Source organism: Tenacibaculum sp. TC6 (assembly GCF_050606265.1).
In the GTDB taxonomy this organism is placed as follows: Bacteria; Bacteroidota; Bacteroidia; order Flavobacteriales; family Flavobacteriaceae; genus Polaribacter.
This window is the reverse complement of sequence record NZ_JBOCUK010000027.1, coordinates 19,131-38,209: the sequence shown is the minus strand read 5'-3', so window position 1 is coordinate 38,209 and position 19,079 is coordinate 19,131. Positions and strand designations below refer to the sequence as shown.

16 protein-coding genes are annotated in these 19,079 nt (G+C 32.8%); 12 read left to right on the top strand and 4 right to left on the bottom strand.

Annotated elements, in window-relative coordinates; all coding sequences use genetic code 11:
- The first annotated feature begins 113 nt into the window (after positions 1-113).
- From ACQY1Q_RS13350 to ACQY1Q_RS13305, 10 genes are all read left to right on the top strand, one after another.
- Positions 114-3,329, top strand: coding sequence for a SusC/RagA family TonB-linked outer membrane protein (locus ACQY1Q_RS13350; RefSeq protein ID WP_431005822.1), 3,216 nt, complete (start codon positions 114-116; stop codon positions 3,327-3,329).
- A 103-nt stretch (positions 3,330-3,432) separates the two neighbouring features.
- Positions 3,433-4,857 carry a SusD/RagB family nutrient-binding outer membrane lipoprotein gene (locus ACQY1Q_RS13345; RefSeq protein WP_431005821.1) on the top strand — a complete coding sequence of 475 codons (1,425 nt, stop codon included), beginning with the start codon at positions 3,433-3,435 and terminating at the stop codon, positions 4,855-4,857.
- A 37-nt stretch (positions 4,858-4,894) separates the two neighbouring features.
- On the top strand, positions 4,895-6,244 hold the full coding sequence (locus tag ACQY1Q_RS13340) for a sodium:solute symporter family transporter (protein ID WP_431005820.1): 1,350 nt from the start codon (positions 4,895-4,897) through the stop codon (positions 6,242-6,244).
- Positions 6,220-7,056, top strand: a complete 837-nt coding sequence (locus ACQY1Q_RS13335; RefSeq protein WP_431005819.1) for a metallophosphoesterase family protein — start codon at positions 6,220-6,222, stop codon at positions 7,054-7,056. The genes ACQY1Q_RS13340 and ACQY1Q_RS13335 overlap by 25 nt, the downstream gene beginning before the upstream one ends.
- Positions 7,057-7,094: 38 nt before the next feature.
- Positions 7,095-7,976 carry a sterol desaturase family protein gene (locus ACQY1Q_RS13330; RefSeq protein ID WP_431005818.1) on the top strand — a complete coding sequence of 294 codons (882 nt, stop codon included), beginning with the start codon at positions 7,095-7,097 and terminating at the stop codon, positions 7,974-7,976.
- Positions 7,977-8,018: 42 nt separating this feature from the next.
- The gene (locus ACQY1Q_RS13325) at positions 8,019-8,621 is read left to right on the top strand and encodes a TIGR04282 family arsenosugar biosynthesis glycosyltransferase (protein ID WP_431005817.1); all 603 of its coding nucleotides are present in this window, start codon (positions 8,019-8,021) and stop codon (positions 8,619-8,621) included.
- Positions 8,622-8,636: 15 nt separating this feature from the next.
- Positions 8,637-9,458, top strand: coding sequence for a purine-nucleoside phosphorylase (locus ACQY1Q_RS13320; RefSeq protein WP_431005816.1), 822 nt, complete (start codon positions 8,637-8,639; stop codon positions 9,456-9,458).
- Positions 9,452-9,868, top strand: a complete 417-nt coding sequence (locus ACQY1Q_RS13315; protein ID WP_431005815.1) for a DoxX family membrane protein — start codon at positions 9,452-9,454, stop codon at positions 9,866-9,868. The genes ACQY1Q_RS13320 and ACQY1Q_RS13315 overlap by 7 nt, the downstream gene beginning before the upstream one ends.
- The gene (gene arsM, locus ACQY1Q_RS13310; protein WP_431005814.1) at positions 9,865-10,833 is read left to right on the top strand and encodes an arsenosugar biosynthesis arsenite methyltransferase ArsM; all 969 of its coding nucleotides are present in this window, start codon (positions 9,865-9,867) and stop codon (positions 10,831-10,833) included. Before ACQY1Q_RS13315 ends, arsM begins: the two co-directional genes overlap by 4 nt.
- A 247-nt stretch (positions 10,834-11,080) precedes the next feature.
- Positions 11,081-12,856, top strand: a complete 1,776-nt coding sequence (locus ACQY1Q_RS13305) for a chloride channel protein (protein ID WP_431005813.1) — start codon at positions 11,081-11,083, stop codon at positions 12,854-12,856.
- Between the two features lie 31 nt (positions 12,857-12,887).
- Here the strand turns inward: ACQY1Q_RS13305 and radA are convergent, their stop codons facing one another.
- From radA to panC, 4 genes are read right to left on the bottom strand one after another with little or no spacing between them, the layout of a single operon-like run.
- The gene (radA, locus tag ACQY1Q_RS13300; RefSeq protein WP_431005812.1) at positions 12,888-14,249 is read right to left on the bottom strand and encodes a DNA repair protein RadA; all 1,362 of its coding nucleotides are present in this window, start codon (positions 14,247-14,249) and stop codon (positions 12,888-12,890) included.
- Positions 14,250-14,282: 33 nt separating this feature from the next.
- A complete protein-coding gene (locus ACQY1Q_RS13295; protein WP_431005811.1) occupies positions 14,283-15,227 on the bottom strand; it encodes a lysylphosphatidylglycerol synthase transmembrane domain-containing protein in 945 nt (314 codons plus the stop codon).
- 2 nt (positions 15,228-15,229) lie between these two features.
- Positions 15,230-15,580, bottom strand: a complete 351-nt coding sequence (gene panD / locus ACQY1Q_RS13290) for an aspartate 1-decarboxylase (RefSeq protein ID WP_431005810.1) — start codon at positions 15,578-15,580, stop codon at positions 15,230-15,232.
- 53 nt (positions 15,581-15,633) lie between these two features.
- Entirely contained in the window at positions 15,634-16,476 is an 843-nt protein-coding gene (gene panC, locus ACQY1Q_RS13285; protein ID WP_431005809.1) for a pantoate--beta-alanine ligase, read from the bottom strand.
- Positions 16,477-16,572: 96 nt separating this feature from the next.
- On the opposite strand from panC, the gene ACQY1Q_RS13280 reads away from it, so the two are divergent.
- Positions 16,573-17,388, top strand: a complete 816-nt coding sequence (locus ACQY1Q_RS13280; protein ID WP_431005808.1) for a glycogen/starch synthase — start codon at positions 16,573-16,575, stop codon at positions 17,386-17,388.
- Between the two features lie 9 nt (positions 17,389-17,397).
- A complete protein-coding gene (locus ACQY1Q_RS13275; protein WP_431005807.1) occupies positions 17,398-19,071 on the top strand; it encodes a DUF4270 family protein in 1,674 nt (557 codons plus the stop codon).
- Positions 19,072-19,079 lie beyond the last annotated feature (8 nt).

Here is a 19,079-nt window from a genome sequence, read left to right as displayed (position 1 = left end):
AGTAAGTAAACATTTTTAAGTTTTACAACATCAGAAACATCTTTTAGGTAAACAACTCAATCTTACTTTCATTTTTGATGGTGATTGATAACAACCAAAACGTATAAAAACACATGAAACAAATCTTATTAGGATTAGTATTGTGCTTTACTGGCCTTGCTAATGCTCAACATAAGGTTACAGGTATAGTAACCTCTAAAAATGACGGAATTCCACTTCCATATGTTAACGTAACTATAAAGAATACAACTAAAGGAACTGTTACCGATAGCAATGGTAAATACTCTATAGCAATTGACACCATACACGATTGGCTTGTTTTTTCTTCAATAGGTTATAAAACAAAAGAAATTAAGGTTACTAATAAAAATTACATAGCTATTTCTTTAGAAGAAGAAACAACTGGTTTAGATGAAATTGTAGTCACTGCTTTAAACAGAAAAAGAGAAACAAAAGAGTTGGGTTATGCTGTTCAAAATATTAAGCAAAAAGAAATTTCAGAAGTAAAGGCCGTTAATTTTTTAGATAATTTATCAGGAAAATTGGCCGGTGTAACCATAACAACCGGAGGTGCCACCGGAGTAGGTTCGTCTTCTAAAATTGTAATTCGGGGAGAACAATCGTTCACTAACAATAATCCTCTTTTTATTGTTGATGGAACTCCTATTAACAACAACACTGTTTTTAATAGTACTAATGAAGCTGCTGCCGGATTTCAAGAAGTTGATTTTGGTAATGGTGCTATGGAAGTAAATCCGGATGATATTGAATCTGTAACTGTTTTAAAAGGAGCCAGTGCAGCAGCTTTGTATGGTACCCGAGCTTCAAACGGTGTTATTATTATGAACACTAAAAAAGGGAAGAAAGACTTTACGATGAGTTTTAATTCTTCTTTATTCGTTGATACTGCTTTTCAGTTACCTCAATTTCAAAACCTATACGGACAAGGGAATTCAGGAAATTTTGAATTTGTTGATGGATTAGGAGCTGGAGTTAATGATAATATTACCTATAGTTGGGGATCAAAATTAGACCAAGGCCTTTTAATTCCACAATTTGACAGCCCTGTAACATTGCCTGATGGCACCATTGTTAGAGGTGGTGACACAGCTCTATATAGTGGAGTTTCTATTACACCTACTCCTTTTGTTTCGCAACCAAATAACTTAAAAAACTTCTATCAAATCGGAGTTACCACTATAAATAACCTTTCTGTTGCTTCCGGTTTTAACAAAGGAAATTATCGTTTATCGTTTACAGATGTCAATAGTGAATCTATTATTCCCGGAGTAAATTTAAAACGTAAAACAATAGCAACCAATCTGCAATTTACGCCTACTTCAAAAACTACAATTACTTCACATATTAATTATGTAAATAGTAATAGTGATAACAGGCCTTCTAACGGGTATGGTTCTGAAAATGTTAACTACTCTTTAGTTGCTTGGGGGCCCAGATCATTAAACATAGATAGTTTAAAAAAATACTGGCAACCTGGATTGGAAGGAAGACAACAATTTTCTTTCAATTATACTTTTTTTGATAACCCGTATTTTATTTTATATGAAAACAGAAACAGCTTTAATCGTGATCGTCTTTTTGGAAATATTTCTGTTAAACAGCAAATTACCGACAACTTAAGCGTTCTATTGAGAACAGGAATGGATTATTCTAATGAAAACAGACGGTTTTTAAGAAACTTCAGCTCTAACCGTTTTAAAAATGGTGCCTATGCTGAACATACTGTTACCTACCGTGAAATCAACACAGATTTTTTAATCAACTACACTCCTAAAATAAAAAATATAAGTCTTGACATTTCCTTAGGAGGAAATAGGTTAGATCAAAAAGCAAGTACACAACAAACACAAACCACACAATTGGCACAACCCGGAATTTTTAGTTTTAACAATGCTGCCTCACCTATTGAAACTTTTGGTTTTTCTTCAGAAAAAAGAATTAACAGTTTGTACGGCTTACTTAAAATAGGTTATAAGAACTTCTTGTTTGCAGATATTACCGGAAGAAACGACTGGTCAAGTGCTTTAGCAACACCTTTTACTTCGGCAAACACCTCATTTTTTTATCCATCGGTTTCTACCAGTTTAGTTCTAAGCAACCTCATAAACCTACCTAAAACTATTTCATTTGCAAAATTACGAGCAAGTATTGCTCAGGTTGGAAATGACACAAATCCTTATCAAACTTCAAGAACATTTATCCCAACTACAAATGTAAATGCTCAACCAAGTTTTACAAGTCAAGATTTTATTTCCAATCCTAATTTACGTCCCGAAAAAACAACCTCTTTTGAGATAGGAACGGATATTCGTTTTTTTAACGATCGATTAAATTTTGACATTACCTATTACAATTCACTTACTAAAGATCAAATTTTATCGCTTCCTATTCCAATTTCATCAGGTTTCAAACAGCAAGTAATTAACGGAGGAAAAGTTCGTTCAGAAGGAATTGAAGTGGTTTTACAAACTACCCCTATTAAAAACAACCATTTTCAATGGAACTCTACTATAAACTTCAGTAAAAATATATCTACTATAGAATCGCTTCCTCAAAATAGTGACAGAGTTACCTTAGCATACTCAAGAGTATATGACAATCCGGATCAAACAGTTTGGTTTCAGGTAGAAGAAGGAGGTCGCATAGGTGATTTTTACGGAACAGGATATCTTAAAAATGAAAACGGAGACTTTGTACTCACCTCTGACGGTCGTTTTATTGCTGATCCTACACTGAAAAAACTAGGTAATTACAATCCTGATTTTACAGTTGGTTTAACTAATGATTTTTCCTACAAAAACTGGAATTTAAACTTTTTATTTGATTGGCGCCAAGGAGGAGAGCTAGTATCTAGAACTTTATCTTTGGCCGGAGTTGCCGGTCAGTTAGAAGAAACTGCTTACAGACCGGAATCCGGTATTATTGCACAAGGAGTAGTTAATACCGGTACTGCACAAAACCCTGTTTATACACCCAACACCACAGCCGTTACTCCAGAAAGTTATTACAGACAGTTTTATGACAGAAATCATGAAGAAAATAATGTATATGATGCTTCGTATTTAAAACTCAGACAATTTTCTTTAGGCTATACTTTTCCTCTGCAAAATAAGACTTTCGGCTTTGTTAAAAACGGTGCAAACATAACAGTTTCTTTTATAGGAAAAAATGTATTTGCCATTAGTAAAATTCCACATTTTGACCCTGAGCAACTTGCCGTTCAAGGGCAAGGAATTATTAGCGGAGTAGAAGATATGTCGTATGCAACTACAAGAAGCTTTGGTTTTAAATTAGGCATTAACTTTTAAAAAAGAATTATGAAAACCTATAATGGGCATTTGGCAAACAAGGGTTAATCCCCGCCAAAACAACTAAACAATTGTTCCATAAGTTCTTAAAAAATTTAAATAGATGAAACATTTTTTATACAGTATACTATTCATTCTCTTATCTGGCTGTACTCAAGGTTTTGAAGAAATTAATACCAACCCAAATTTTCCGGTAGATGTACAACCTAATTTATTGTTACGAAAAGTAATTTACAATTACGGTGAAGCAATGTCTTATGAAGGGTTTGTTGCCGGTAACTTATTGAGCCAGCAACTTACTGCCTTGGATTTTAATTTATTTGACAGGCATGCGTTAAAATCGCCACAACTAGGAGGGAATCCTTGGTCTATTTTTTATACCAACCTGCGTGATAATGAAATCATCCTTGATAAGGCAAAAAACAATCCTACTTTTAAAGTTTATGAAGGTCCTGCTCTAATTTTTAAAGCTTACATGACTATGGGCTTGACTGATTTGTTTGGAGATGTTCCGTATAGCGAAGCCTTTGCCGGAGATACAAAAACCGTAACTCCAAAATATGACACTCAAGAAACTATTTATTTGGGTAACGGAGGTATTTTAGATAATTTGAGAAAAGGAATAGCAGCCATTGAAAAGTACTCAGGAAATTTACCATTAGAAGGAGATGTGTTGTATAACGGAAATTTAAATAATTGGATATTATTTGCCAATTCATTACGAATTAAGGCTTTAATTCGTATCTCTTCAAAACAAGATATTTCACAAGAACTTCAAGAAATTGTAACTCAAGGAAAATTTATTTCTAATGCAGCACAAAATGCTGTTTTTCATTTTACTGAGAGTGAACCTAACAACTTCAGAATGGCTCGTTTACGAGCCGGAGATTTTAACAATTTTGTGATGTCAGAAACTATTGAAGAAGTCTTAAAAAACCTAAATGACCCTAGAATTGAAACGTTATTCCGACCTTTAGGAAATTCAAGTAACGATTATAACGGCTTAATTAATGGAATTGATGCTTCTCAAACCACTATTTCTTTAGGCAATTATTCTTTGGCCGGAACTATCTTCAGAGAAAATTCCGGAAATCTTAAAGCCAATTATATGACCGCTTGGGAAACACATTTTTTATTAGCTGAAGCAGCTTATAAAGGTTTTATTACCTATGATGCAAAATCGTTGTACGAACTAGCTGTATCACAAGCATTCAGCTATTGGAATACTACTTTACCTCTTGATTACTTAAGTACAACTGCTAATTTTGATACCTCCAAAGCTATGGAACAAATTATAACCCAAAAATGGATTGCCAATAGTATTAATGGTTATGAAGGGTGGATAGAATATCGTCGAACAGGTTTTCCTAAACTTAAAGCTGTTTCAGCTAGTTTAAATAACGGGCTAATTCCTGTAAGAATGCCCTACCCAACAGAAGAAGCTACTTTAAATACCGCTAACTATGAATTGGCAGCTCAAGCTACCGATAATAATAGTATTAATCGTAAAGTTTGGTGGAATGAATAAGTATCAATCAAAAAGTATTTCTGAACACGTATAGCTAATGGAAGAATCAATACATATCTGGCAATGGGGATTGCTATTTATAACAAGTATTTTGTTTTTTATATTATCTCCTTTAGCCAAAACTAAAGACGCTTTTTTTAAAGCAACTCAACATAAAAAAGCACCGAATACCTTGTTGTTAACAGGTAGCTTAGTCATTTCATGGATTTTTGCCAAAAGTATTACTAATGCTGCCAATTTAGGATTAGAATTTGGGCTTATAGGTGGTATTGCCTACGCTATGTACTATCTTTCTTTTGCCATAGCAGGAATTATTATTTATCAATTACGTACCCAAGGAGGTTTTATAAGTATTCATCATTTTTTACAAACCAGATTTGGCAATACGGCACTACTTATTTTTTCAATTTTAATTCTTATTCGACTATTTAATGAAGTTTGGTCTAACACCTTAATTATTGGTTCTTATTTCGGTAGTATTGATAGCACTCCTTACTACACCTCAATCATTGTATTTACTGGGCTTACTTTAGCTTACGCACTAAAAGGGGGGTTAAGTAGTAGTATTTTTACAGATGCTATTCAAATGCTGTTTTTTGCTGTTTTACTTGCAATTATTTTATGGAATATCTTTTCTTCGGGAAATTTCACTTATACATCGATTATTAATTCCGGAGAATGGACGATGGCTTTAGGAGGAAATTTAGTAATAGCCGCTTTCTTGCAATCATTTAGCTACCCTTTTCATGATCCTGTACTAACAGACCGCGGTTTTATAAGCAGTCCTAACATAACGTTGAAAAGTTTTTTTGGGGCAGCTATCATTGGCTTCTTGTGTATTCTCTTATTTAGTTTTGTAGGAATTTACGGGAGACTTAATGGCTTACAAGGTCAGGCAGCCGTTGCTTTTAGTAAAACATTAGGCATTGGTATTTTGTTAGTTATTAATTTTATTATGATTACCTCAGCCGCATCAACACTAGACTCAACATTTTCATCTGCAGCAAAACTTTTTGCTATTGATTTAGATATGAAAGCTTCCGTTTCTTTTGGAAGAATTATTATGGTATTAATAGCCATTGTAGGAACTATTCCAGTTTTTTTAGACGCCTCTATTTTATCGGCCACCACTATCAGTGGCACGATGGTTATAGGATTAGCACCTATATTTATATTATGGAAACTAAAACCTCCAACTATTAGTTTTTATTTATCCGTTGGCTGTGGTATTTTAGTTGGTTTTTTATTAGTTTTTAATGCATTTCCTAAAAGTTTAATTTTCACCTCTGGTAAATATGCTGATTTATTATGGGTTAATATTTGGGGTAGTATTGCTTGTTTCACTCTTTACATAATACCTTTATGGATAAAAAAACAATTCATCTAAACACCGTTAAAGGAAAGGTTCTTCTATTTGGTGGTGTTTATAGCAACCTTCAAGCGTTAAAAGCTTTGATAAAAATTGCTAAAAAAGAAAACATTGCTCCTGAAAATTGTTTTTGTACGGGTGATTTAATTGGGTATTGTGCCCAACCGGAAGAAACTATACAAACATTTATACGATGGGGAGCTCGTACAATTATTGGCAATGTTGAGCAACAATTACGAAATGGAGATATGAATTGTGGTTGTGATTTTACATCGGGATCAAGGTGCGACACTTTTTCTAAAGCATGGTATCCTTTTGCCCAAAAAGAACTTTCAGAAGACGCTATAAAATGGATGCTAACGCTACCTGATCATATTTCTTTTACCTATGCTCATAAAAAAGTAACGTTGGTACATGGTACACATCAATACATCTCTGAGTTTATATTCAAATCTACCCCATGGAATAGTAAAGCATCTTCGTTTCAAGAAACTGAAAGCGATATTATTGTAGCGGGACATTGCGGAATTCCTTTTTATCATAAAAAAAATGAGCTTTTATGGTTAAATCCGGGAGTAATTGGAATGCCTGCCAATGATGGACAACCTCATGTTTGGTATGTTATTCTAGATGATGTTAATGAGTTTTCATATTCGTTTAAAAACTTATCATATAATTATAAAAAAGCAAGTGAATTAATGATTGAAAAAAAACTTCCAACAGCTTATGCAACAACTTTGCTTACAGGATTTTGGGATAATATGGAAATTTTACCCCAAGAAGAACAACTATGGAAAGGTAAAAATTTAGCGGAACTGATAAATCATTAATTTGTTATTTTTATTGCTGGCACCTTTATATTTAAGATATGAATAAATACATAGAACTTATTAAAAACTCTTATACAGGATACTGGAATTATTTAAAAGAATCTGTATTGTTTGAAATTCAATGGGAGAATTATTTTTACGGACTTATTATAATTTCATTGATTGTTTGGGCATTGGAAATTGTTTTTCCTTGGCGTAAAAATCAACCCGTTATAAGAAAAGACTTTTGGTTGGATACTTTTTACATGTTTTTCAATTTCTTTTTACTCAACCTAATTGTGTTAATTGCTCTTTCCAATACTGCAGAACAACTATTAAATGACCTTTTGAGCATAATGGGTTTATCCGTTTATCATTTCCGCCTTTTCGATATTAATATATTCTCGTATTGGGCAAGACTTCTGGTCTTTTTTATTGTTATTGATTTTGTACAATGGTTTACACATACATTATTACACAGATATGAGTTTTTATGGAACTTTCACAAAGTACACCATTCTGTAAAACAAATGGGGTTTGCTGCTCATTTACGTTACCATTGGATGGAACCTGTAATATACAATTCAATGAAATACATTCCGTTGGCTATCATGGGGGGATTTACAGCTCAAGATGTAGCTATTGTTCACTTTTTCAACATTACTATTGGACACTTAAATCATGCTAATATCAATTTAGATTATGGTTGGTTTAAGTATTTACTAAACAATCCTCGAATGCATATTTGGCACCATGCAAAAGAGCTTCCTCCTGAAAGAAAAAACGGAGTTAATTACGGAATCACCTTAAGCCTTTGGGATTATCTTTTTAAAACGAACTACATTCCGTATAACGGCCGTGATATTGAACTAGGCTTTGATGGTGATGAAAAGTTTCCTGACGATTTTATTCATCAAGAACTATATCCGTTAAAAAAATAAATACACTTCTACTCTCTAACATTTTTGAATACAATTAATTTAATGTCTAAAAATCTAGTACTCATATTTACTCGCAATCCGGAACTTGGCAAAGTAAAAACGCGTTTAGCCAAAACTATTGGTAATGAAGCTGCTTTGGCAGTCTATACTTTTTTATTAAATCACACCAAACAAGTTACCCAAAACGGAACCTTTGACAAAGCAGTTTATTACTCTGTAAAAGTTCATGAAAATGATATTTGGGATAAAAATACTTACCAAAAATTTCTTCAACAAGGAGACAATTTAGGAGAACGGATGCAACATGCTTTTCAACAAGCATTTGATAACGGATATGAAAAAGTAGTTATTATAGGAAGTGATTTATTTGATTTGCAAACATCTCATATCTATGAAGCTTTTGATCAATTAGCAAAAAATGAGGTAGTAATAGGACCGGCTGAAGATGGCGGATACTATTTGTTGGGCTTAAAAAAAGTACACCCGGAAATTTTTAAAAATAAAGCTTGGGGAACTTCAACCGTAAGACAAGACACATTACATGATTTACAAAACGTTTCCCTACATTTGTTGGAAACACTTAATGATATCGATGTTTTTGAAGACATTAAAAACATTGAAATATTTGACCAATTTTATAAATAAAAACATTCATTACTCGTGAAAAAGCAACAACTACAAGAAACCAAAACTTTTCTTCAAAATAAAGGAATTACACAACCGGAAATAGGCATTGTACTCGGAACGGGCTTAGGTAAATTAGTAAATGAAATTCAAATTGAAAAGGAAATTCCATATGCAGAAATTCCTCACTTTCCACAAGCTACTGTTGAGTTTCATTCCGGAAAGCTTATCTACGGAACTTTATCCGGAAAAAAAGTAATTGTAATGTCCGGTCGGTTCCACTTATATGAAGGTTATAATCTATGGGAAGTTACCTATGGTATTCGAACCATGCATCAATTAGGTATTAAAACATTATTAATTTCTAATGCAGCCGGAGCAATCAACTTGAATTTCAAGAAAGGAGATATTATGCTGATAGAAGACCATTTAAACCTACAAGGAAATTCTCCATTAGCTTTTAAAGGAGCCAATGAATTTGGTGATTTATTTGCAGATATGCTAGAACCCTACTCAAACAAATTAAATACACAAATGAAAGCTATTGCCAAAACTAACGACATAGATTTGAAAGTAGGTGTATATGCAAGTGTAGTAGGACCGCAGTTAGAAACCAGAGCAGAATATAGAATGCTACAAATTTTAGAAGTAGATGCCGTAGGAATGAGTACAGTACCTGAGGTTATTGTTGCCAAGCATTTACAACTACCTTGTGCTGCGGTTTCTGTGTTAACAGATGAGTGTGACCCTAAAAACTTGCAACCGGTTAATATTCAAGAAATAATTGAAGTTGCCGGTAAAGCAGAACCTAAAATGATTACACTATTTAAAAATTTAATACAAGAACTATCATGTTAAACCAATACATTGCTGTACTAACCATTCGATTATTACTAGGACTCATTTTCTTTTTTCAGGGATTTGGAAAAGTAGTTACGTTTGGATTAGACGCTGTTTATAAAAACTTTTTCTTAAAAGATTTTTCAGATCTACTTCCCGAGTTTTTATTATATGCCACAGCGTATTATACATCAATAGTAGAACTGATTGACGGTTTCTTATTAATCATAGGTTTTAAAAGAGACCTCGCTTTATACGCTTTAGCTTCTGTTTTGGTTATTGTTACTTTTGGGCATGGATTAAAAACTCCTATTTGGGATTTATCTCATGTAATGTTTCGAGGTATTCTTTTAATTTCTTTACTATTACTGCCAAAAGAACTTGATAAATTTTCTATTGATTTTTTTATAAAAAAAGACAACGTATGAGTTATTTAGAAACTACTAAAAATGTATATAAAGAAGCGGCTTTAACCCCTGATGTAGGGTTATGTTGTACAACAAACCCTATTTGGGAGCTACCGGGTTTAAAAATCCCGAAAATTATGCAGGAAATGAATTACGGTTGTGGCTCAACAGTTCATGCTCGTGATTTAACCAACAATCCTAAAATTTTATATGTTGGTGTTGGCGGCGGTATGGAATTACTGCAATTCTCCTATTTCTCACGTCAAAAAAGCGGAGTTATCGGTGTTGATGTAGTTGATGAAATGCTAGAGGCTTCTAAAAAGAACTTTGTAGAAGCCGAGCAACAAAATACTTGGTTTAAAAGTGAGTTTGTAAATTTACGTAAAGGAGATGCTTTAAACCTTCCTGTTGAAGACAACTCGATTGATGTAGCTGCTCAAAATTGTTTGTTTAATATTTTTAAAGCAGAAGAACTAAAAAAAGCCATTGCTGAAATGTATCGTGTATTAAAACCTCATGGTCGTTTAGTTATGAGTGATCCTACTTGTGAGCAACCAATGAACGAAACCCTAAGAAATGATGAGCGTTTACGTGCCCTGTGCTTAAGTGGTAGTTTACCTATTGCTGAATATGTTAAAATGTTGACTGATGCCGGTTTTGGAACTATTGAAATTAGAGCAAGAAAACCGTATAGAATATTAGACCCCAAAAATTATTCTACTGATGAATTGATTTATATTGAATCTATTGAAGTAGCTGCCATTAAAGATCCAATGCCAGAAGATGGACCATGTGTATTTACAGGAAAAGCGGCTATTTATTTTGGTGAAGAGGATTATTTTGATGATAAAAAAGGGCATACTTTATTAAAAAACCAACCCATCGCCATTTGCGATAAAACTGCCAAAGCATTAACCGATTTAAGAAGAAACGACATCTTCATTAGTGAATCTACCTTTCATTATGATGGTGGAGGGTGTTGTTAAGTATATAATAAATCAGCTATCTAGTAACATGATTAAAATCTCTAACAAATATGTTTTTCATATTTAGTTAGAGATTTTCATTTTTCCTTAAAACAACATCTAAGAATTATCCTTCTTGTACATCTAAATTTTCTTATTTTACAACATATAACAATACTTGTTTAAAAGTTATTTTTTTATCTTCCTTTCCTGTATAATAATTTGTTACTTTTATGTTTGCTTTTCAAAACAGCTTTAGATTCCGTATATGCCTGAAAGTAAACATATTTTAAAAAAAATTCTTATTTGGAGATATAAACATATATCTGAACGTCAGTTCATATACATCCTAAGTATTTTAGTCGGTTTTTTATCAGGAATCGGTACCTTAATCCTAAAAAACTTAACATTTTTTTTTCACGATTTACTAGAAGGAAAGCTTATTAGAGATTTTCATCATTCATTATACTTCATTTTCCCTATCATTGGTTTAGTGTTGGTATACTATATAAAGAAAAAAGTTATAAAAAAAGATATAGGTCATGGTATTCCCAGTACACTGCATGCTATTTCTAAAAAAGACGGAATTATTGAGCAATATAGAATTTATTCCTACTTACTTACAGCACCTGTTACTGTAGGCTTTGGAGGATCTGTTGGATTAGAAGGTCCGGCTGCTACTACCGGAGCTGCTTTGGGTTCTGGAGTTGCTCAATTATTTCATATGAATACCAAAAATCGTATGCTTTTAATTGGTTGTGCGTCAGCAGGAGCTGTATCATCCATGTTTAAAGCTCCCGTAGCTGCCATTATTTTTGCCATTGAAATTTTTAGTTTAGACTTAGCTTTTGCTTCTTTAGTTCCTTTACTATTAGCTTCAGTTGTAGCTGTAATTACTTCCTATTTTTTCTTAGGAAAAGATGTTTTATTAGGTTTTAAATTACAAGATGGCTTTCTTATTAAAGATATTCCTTTCTATATTTTATTAGGAGTTGGCACTGGAATAGCTTCTGTTTACTTTTCAAAAATATACTTTAGAATTAATAAGTTTTTTAATCTGTTTAAAAACTCATTTCATCGGTTAATATTAGGAGGAATCGCTATCGGAATTATGCTCTACCTAATACCTCCTCTTTACGGTGAAGGCTATGGAATTATTAATAATTTGTTAGAAGGAAATGCCAAAGCAGCTTTGGAAGACATTCATTACATTTCCGATTTTAACAACGTATGGATGGTTATTGTTTTTCTACTAATAGTAACTGTATTTAAAGCTATTGCCATGACAACCACCTTTGCTGCCGGAGGAGTTGGAGGAATTTTTATTCCAACTTTAGTAATGGGGAGTGCTTTAGGAAATGTTTCTGCAAAAATTATTAATGAATTAGGAGGCCATGTATCTGAAAGTAATTTTACTTTGGTAGGAATGAGTGGGTTAATGGCCGGTGTATTACATGCACCGCTAACAGCTGTTTTCTTAATTGCTGAAATTACCGGAGGGTACGACTTATTTGTTCCTCTAATGCTTGTAGTGGCCACTTCTTATGCTATTACTAAATATTTTATTTCTAACTCTATTTACACAGTTGAACTAGCAAGAAAAGGAGAATTAATTACGCATAACAAAGATAAAAATGTAATGATGATGATGCGTATAGATAAACTCATAGAAAAAAACTTTAAAATTATTCATCCTGACATGACTTTGGGCGAAATGCTTAAAAAAGCAGTAGCCAAATCATCTCGTAATATATTTCCTGTTCTTGATGAGGAACACCGTTTTTTAGGAATTGTATTATTAGATGACATACGCCCATTAATGTTTGAACAGGAAATGTATGATAAAGTAACCGTTGATGAACTTATGAAAAGTGCCCCTGATATTATCTTTCATGACGATTCTACAGAAATTGTAATGCAAAAATTTAAAGAAAGCGGGGCATGGAATTTACCTGTTATCAAAAACAAAAGATATGTAGGTTTTATTTCTAAATCTAAGTTACTTTCAGCTTACCGAACTAAGCTTATTGAGATTACGGTTTAATTAAATATAAACAGTATTCAAAACATATAGCTTAAGCAAATAAAGTAGCAAAAGCCTCTTCAATTTTACTCACTAAAATAATTTTTATAGCACTCTTTTTTAAGGTTATCTTATTATATTTTGATGTTACAAATGTCTTGTATCCTAGTTTTTCTGCTTCCGTAATTCGTTGATCAATTTTTGATACCGGGCGTATTTCTCCGGCCAAACCAACCTCAGCAGCAAAACATACATCAGGATTAATAGCTAAATCTTGATTAGACGATAAAATAGCCGCAACCACAGCCAAATCTATCGCCGGATCATCTACCTGAATTCCTCCGGTAACATTTAAAAACACATCTTTAGCCCCTAACTTAAATCCTGCTCGTTTTTCAAGAACCGCTAAAATCATGTGTAATCGTTTCAAATTATATCCTGTAGTAGTTCTTTGAGGCGTTCCGTATACAGCAGTACTAACCAATGCCTGAATTTCTATCATTAACGGACGGATTCCTTCTAACGTTGAAGCAATAGCCGTTCCACTTAAATCAGCATCTTTTTTAGAAATTAAAATTTCTGAAGGATTAGAAACCTCTCTTAATCCATCAGATAACATTTCATAAATTCCTAGTTCAGCCGTTGAACCGAATCGGTTTTTTTGAGAGCGAAGTATTCTATAAGTATGATTTCTATCACCTTCAAACTGCAACACTACATCTACCATATGTTCTAAAATCTTAGGCCCTGCAATATGGCCTTCTTTATTAATATGTCCGATTAACAGTACAGGTGTAGCTGTTTCTTTTGCAAACTTAATAAGCTCGGCAGAAGTTTCTCGTATTTGCGAAATACTCCCAGGTGAAGCTTCAATAACATCTGTATGTAAGGTTTGAATAGAATCAATCACCAATACATCCGGTTGTATTTCTTCAATATGTTTAAAAATTTGCTGGGTATTGGTTTCTGTCAGTATTAAACAATTAGAAGTTCCTGCATCCAATCGTTCTGCTCTCATTTTGATTTGAGACTGGCTTTCTTCTCCGGAAACATACAATACTTTTTGAGGAATTTGCAAGGCAATTTGTAATAGTAAGGTAGATTTCCCTATTCCCGGCTCACCCCCTAATAACACCACGGCACCTTTTACCAAACCGCCCCCTAAAACAGTATCTAACTCTTTATTTTTAGTAAAAATTCGCTCTTCAGGATTTAATTGAATCTCTTCAACACGTAGTGGCTTAGATACTCTTCTTTCTTTATTAGTTGGTGTTTTCCAACTTCTTTTTTCTTCTTTTTGAATAACTTCCTCTACAACAGTATTCCACTGCTTGCAGTTATTACATTGCCCTACCCATTGTGCATGTTGCGTTCCGCAATTCTGACAAAAGAAAGTTGTTTTGGTTTTAGCCATTCAATTAAAAGATTTATTACAAAGAAAAGAAATCTATTTATTTTTATTGTAAACAGGCAATAGTACAAAAGCCAAGCCTCCGAAAACAATAATCATTAATGTTTGTGCTGTCCACATAATCCAACCGAAAGCATTGGCCGGTTCATCAGGAATAGCAAACAAGGCAAAGGCTCCGGCTACGGCAACAGGATATAAACCAATACCTCCATTAGTAGCAGCAATACTAAATCCGCCGGCTATAAAACCAATTAAAACAGCGCCAAAAGGCACATGTAAGTTATTTATTGCCGGAATTGTTGCCCAAAACATGGCAACATACATAAGCCAAATAAAAACGGTATGGAAAATAAAAGCCCATTTATTTTTCATTTTAAAAATACTGGTAGCCCCTTCTATCAATCCAACTATGAAGTTTTTTATTTTTGATCCTAATCCGGATTGTGCTTTTTTTACGTAACGTGTAAAAACTATAAAAGCCACCACTAAACCTACTAGAAGAATTCCTATTTTAATAGGGTCAAAATTCTTAGTTAATAGCTGATAAATAAAGTCAAATTGAACAAATAAAGTAATTACAATAATTCCAAGCATCATCAACAAATCAGCAATACGCTCTGCTACAATAGTTCCAAAGCCCTTTTCAAAAGGAATATCTTCATAATTTGCCATTACGGCTGCCCTTGACACTTCACCTGCTCTTGGAACCGCATAATTTACTAAGTAAGCTATTAATACAGCCATAGTACTGTTACCAAAATCTGGCTTATAGCCCATAGGTTCTAAAAGATATTTCCATCTATAAGCTCTCGAGAGGTGGCTCAAAATTCCAAAAAACAACCCAAGTGCAATCCACTCGTAATTAGCGTTCTTAAAATAATGTAATAGGGTTTCAAATGATACTTTTGAGAGTGAATACCAAACTAAAAAACCTCCCAAAATGAGAGGTAATATTATTTTTAAAACTTTTTTTAAATTCAAAACTAAGTTAATGTATTATCTACTTCGTTAGGAAAAACTAATTTAGGTTTAAAATTTTTTGCTTCTTCTAATTCCATAAAAGCATATACAATTAAAATTAGCACATCTCCTCTTTGTACTCTACGAGCAGCTGCTCCGTTTAGAGTAATCTCTCCACTTCCTCTTGGACCTGGTATTGCATAAGTTTCTAAACGCTCTCCATTATTGTTGTTTACAATTTGAACTCGTTCACCTTCAATTATGCCTGCGGCATCCATTAAATCTTCATCAATGGTAATACTTCCAATATAATTCAAATCAGCACCAGTAACCTTTACACGGTGGATTTTAGATTTTACTACTTGAACTAACATACTGCAAAAATAGGGGTTTTTTAATGAATACTAATTTGTTTTTAATGAATTTATTACAGGCCTATATTATCAATTAAACGAATATCACCCGCAAAAACAGCTATAAATGCACGATATTTTTTATTTGACTCTATAACTTTTGGCGTTTGTAACGTTTCTTCATCGGCTATGGTAAAATATTCCAACTCAAGCAAATCTTGCTTTTTAAATTGTTTTTCAACCCATTGCTCCAACTCATTGACATTTTTTGTACCAAACTTTTTCTTTGCCTTTTTTAACGTTTTATAAATAAAAGGAGCTGCTTCTCTGTGTTCTTTTGTTAATCTAACATTTCTGGAACTCATTGCCAAACCATCATCTTCTCTAAAAATTGGTCGTCCTTTTACTTTGACAGGAATATGATATTTTTTTGCTAATTTTTTAATAATTTGTAATTGTTGAAAATCTTTTTTTCCAAAATAAGCAACAGTAGGTTCAACAATTTCAAAAAGACTTTTCACAATAGTTCCTACACCATCAAAGTGTCCTTTCCTATACCTACCTTCCATTTGATTTTCCAAACCGTCAAAATCAAACTTTTGAGCAATTATATCATCGGCATATATTTCATTAACAGAAGGAGTGAATAAAACATCACATGCTACCTTTTTTAATAATTTTATATCATTATCTAAAGGCTGAGGGTACTTCTCTAAGTCTTCTTTATTATCAAACTGAGTTGGATTTACAAAAATGCTTACCACAGTAATATCATTTTGCTTTTTAGCTCGTTTAATAAGCGATAAATGTCCTTTGTGTAAGGCTCCCATTGTAGGTACAAATCCAATGGTTTTACCTTCTTCTTTTTGTTGAATTAAAAAAGCTTTTAATTCGGATTTAGAATTAAATATATTCATTAGCTATTCATTGAAAAACGTGCAAAATTAGGAATTTAACACGATTTTAGCATAAAAATTCGTATTTTTGCATCCTCATATAAAGAGTTCGATTTAATGAAGGATAAGAGAATACTATATGTTTCATCAGAGGTAACACCCTATTTGCCAGAAACAGAACTAGCATCAACCTCGTTCAATGTTGCTAAGCAAGCACATTCCAAAGGAGTCCAAACACGTATTTTTATGCCTCGTTTTGGGGTGATTAACGAAAGAAGACACCAGCTTCATGAAGTAATTCGTTTATCAGGTATGAACCTAATAATTAACGACATGGATATGCCTTTAATTATTAAAGTTGCTTCAATTCCTAAAGAAAGAATGCAGGTTTATTTTATTGATAATGACGAATATTTTAAGCGTAAAGCAATGTATTCTGATGAAGATGACAAGTTGTTTGATGACAATGATGAACGTATGATTTTCTTTGCGAAAGGAGTTGTTGAAACTGTTAAAAAATTAAACTGGGCTCCGGATATTATTCATGTACATGGATGGATGGCTTCTTTGTTACCTTTATATTTAAGAGAATATTATAAAGAAGAACCGCTATTTAATCAAAGTAAGATTGTAACTTCGCTTTATAACAAAGGTTTTGAAGGTGAGTTAAGCAATGAAATGGCAAATAAAGTGCGCTTTGATAGAATTAGTGACGAAAAAGCTTCTGTTTTTGAAACACCTAACCATATTAATATATTAAAAAGTGCTATTAAAAACTCTGATGCTGTTGTAAAAGGCAGTGAAATTCTTCCTGATGGAATTGAGGATTTTATTGCAAAAGACAATACAAAAGTTTTAGAGTTTCAATCTGAAGAAAATTTAACAGAGGCATATTTAGAGTTTTACAGAGAAAACGTTTTAGAATTAAGCTAATAAATAAGAATGATTAGAAAAATTGGTATTTTAGGTGCAAGCTTATTTTGTTTGGTATCATTAACATCATGTGAAAAAGATTTTAACGATATAGGTACCGGTGTAATTAAAAACACAAAGTTTAACACCAATAAGGTGGAACTGGAATTAGAAATTACTCCTATTGACATAGAAAGTGTGAGAGCTGATAATATTGGTACTACAATTACAGAATATTGGATGGGAGTGTATAAAAACGAAAATTACAAAACTATAGAGTCTTCTTTCGTAAGTCAATTAGGTCTTTTAAACAGCCTTAAAACAAGTGATGTTAAACCCGCTTCTGCTGATGGTGAAATTGACTCTCTTTTTGTGCTTGATAAAGTAATCTTAAAGATTCCTTATTCTGCTACTAACAAAGGAAAAGATAGTGATGGAAAACCAAAATTCACCTTAGATTCAGTATTAGGTAATCCTGATATTGCTACTAGTTTAAAAATATTTAAAAGCGGTACGTACCTAAATACTTTAGACCCAAACAATCCTTCACAACCCAATTCATTCATGTCTAATGACACCTATCTTGAAGAAGAATTATTGAATGAAGATGCTGGTTTTACTTTTAAACCAAGCGCTATTGATACTATGTATACTGTAACCAGACACTATAGTGATGGTAGAACTTTTGAAAGTGAAGAAAAACTTAGCAACAAAGCTCCTTTTTTAGCTGTACCACTAAATACGACAAGAATGAAAGAGCTTTTTTGGGATAAATTTGATGGTACTGAATTTTCGTCTGCACAAGAGTTTAATAATTATTTCAGAGGTCTTATTGTAAAATCAGAAGGTGCTGATGGTTCAATGGTTCCTGTAAGATTAACCGGTAGCAGTGATCTTCCTTCAGTAGACTTTTATTACACAATAACGAGATTTGAAAAAAAGGCAGATAATTCTAATTTAGTCTATAAAGATACTGTTCCAACAAGATATTCTTTCCCTCTTAGCGGAGTTAGAAATAGTATTTATAAAATGTCACCTAGAACAAACCCTATTCCTTCTGATAATTTTATATTACAAGGAACAGCAGGGTCCATGGCTGAAGTTAAGGTTTTAGGAGTTAATTTAACTAAATTAAAACAAAGCGACCCTACTAACTCTATTCTCAACTACGAAAGCTACGACAACAATCCTAAAGATGGATATTTAGATCTTAAAGAACTATCTAGTATTAGAGATGTTGCAAATGAAAAATATGGTTTTTTAGTTAATGATGCTTCTTTATCATTTTACATTAACCAAACTGCAAACACTAATAAAAATATAATTCCTCAAAGAATATTTTTATATACCAGCAGTGATGATGGTAGTGGAAATGTATTACCAATTCAAATTACAGACTCCTATACTGAATCAGGAACTTTTGGAGGTAATCTAGAACTTGTTGATGAAAAGCCTGAAAAATATACCCTTAGAATTACTGATTATATATCAAATTTATTTGATAGAACCTCAACAAACTACTCTCCGTTATTATTAAAAGTATATAACAATCCTACGGATAACCCTTACAGAAATAGAGTACTAGAAACTAATGTTTTATCTTATAATTGGGATCCTAGAGGTGTAACTTTACTTAACGAAAACGAAACTACAAACGGAGCTAAAAAAGCAGTATTAAAAATTACATATTCAGAAAAAAGATAAAGATTTAT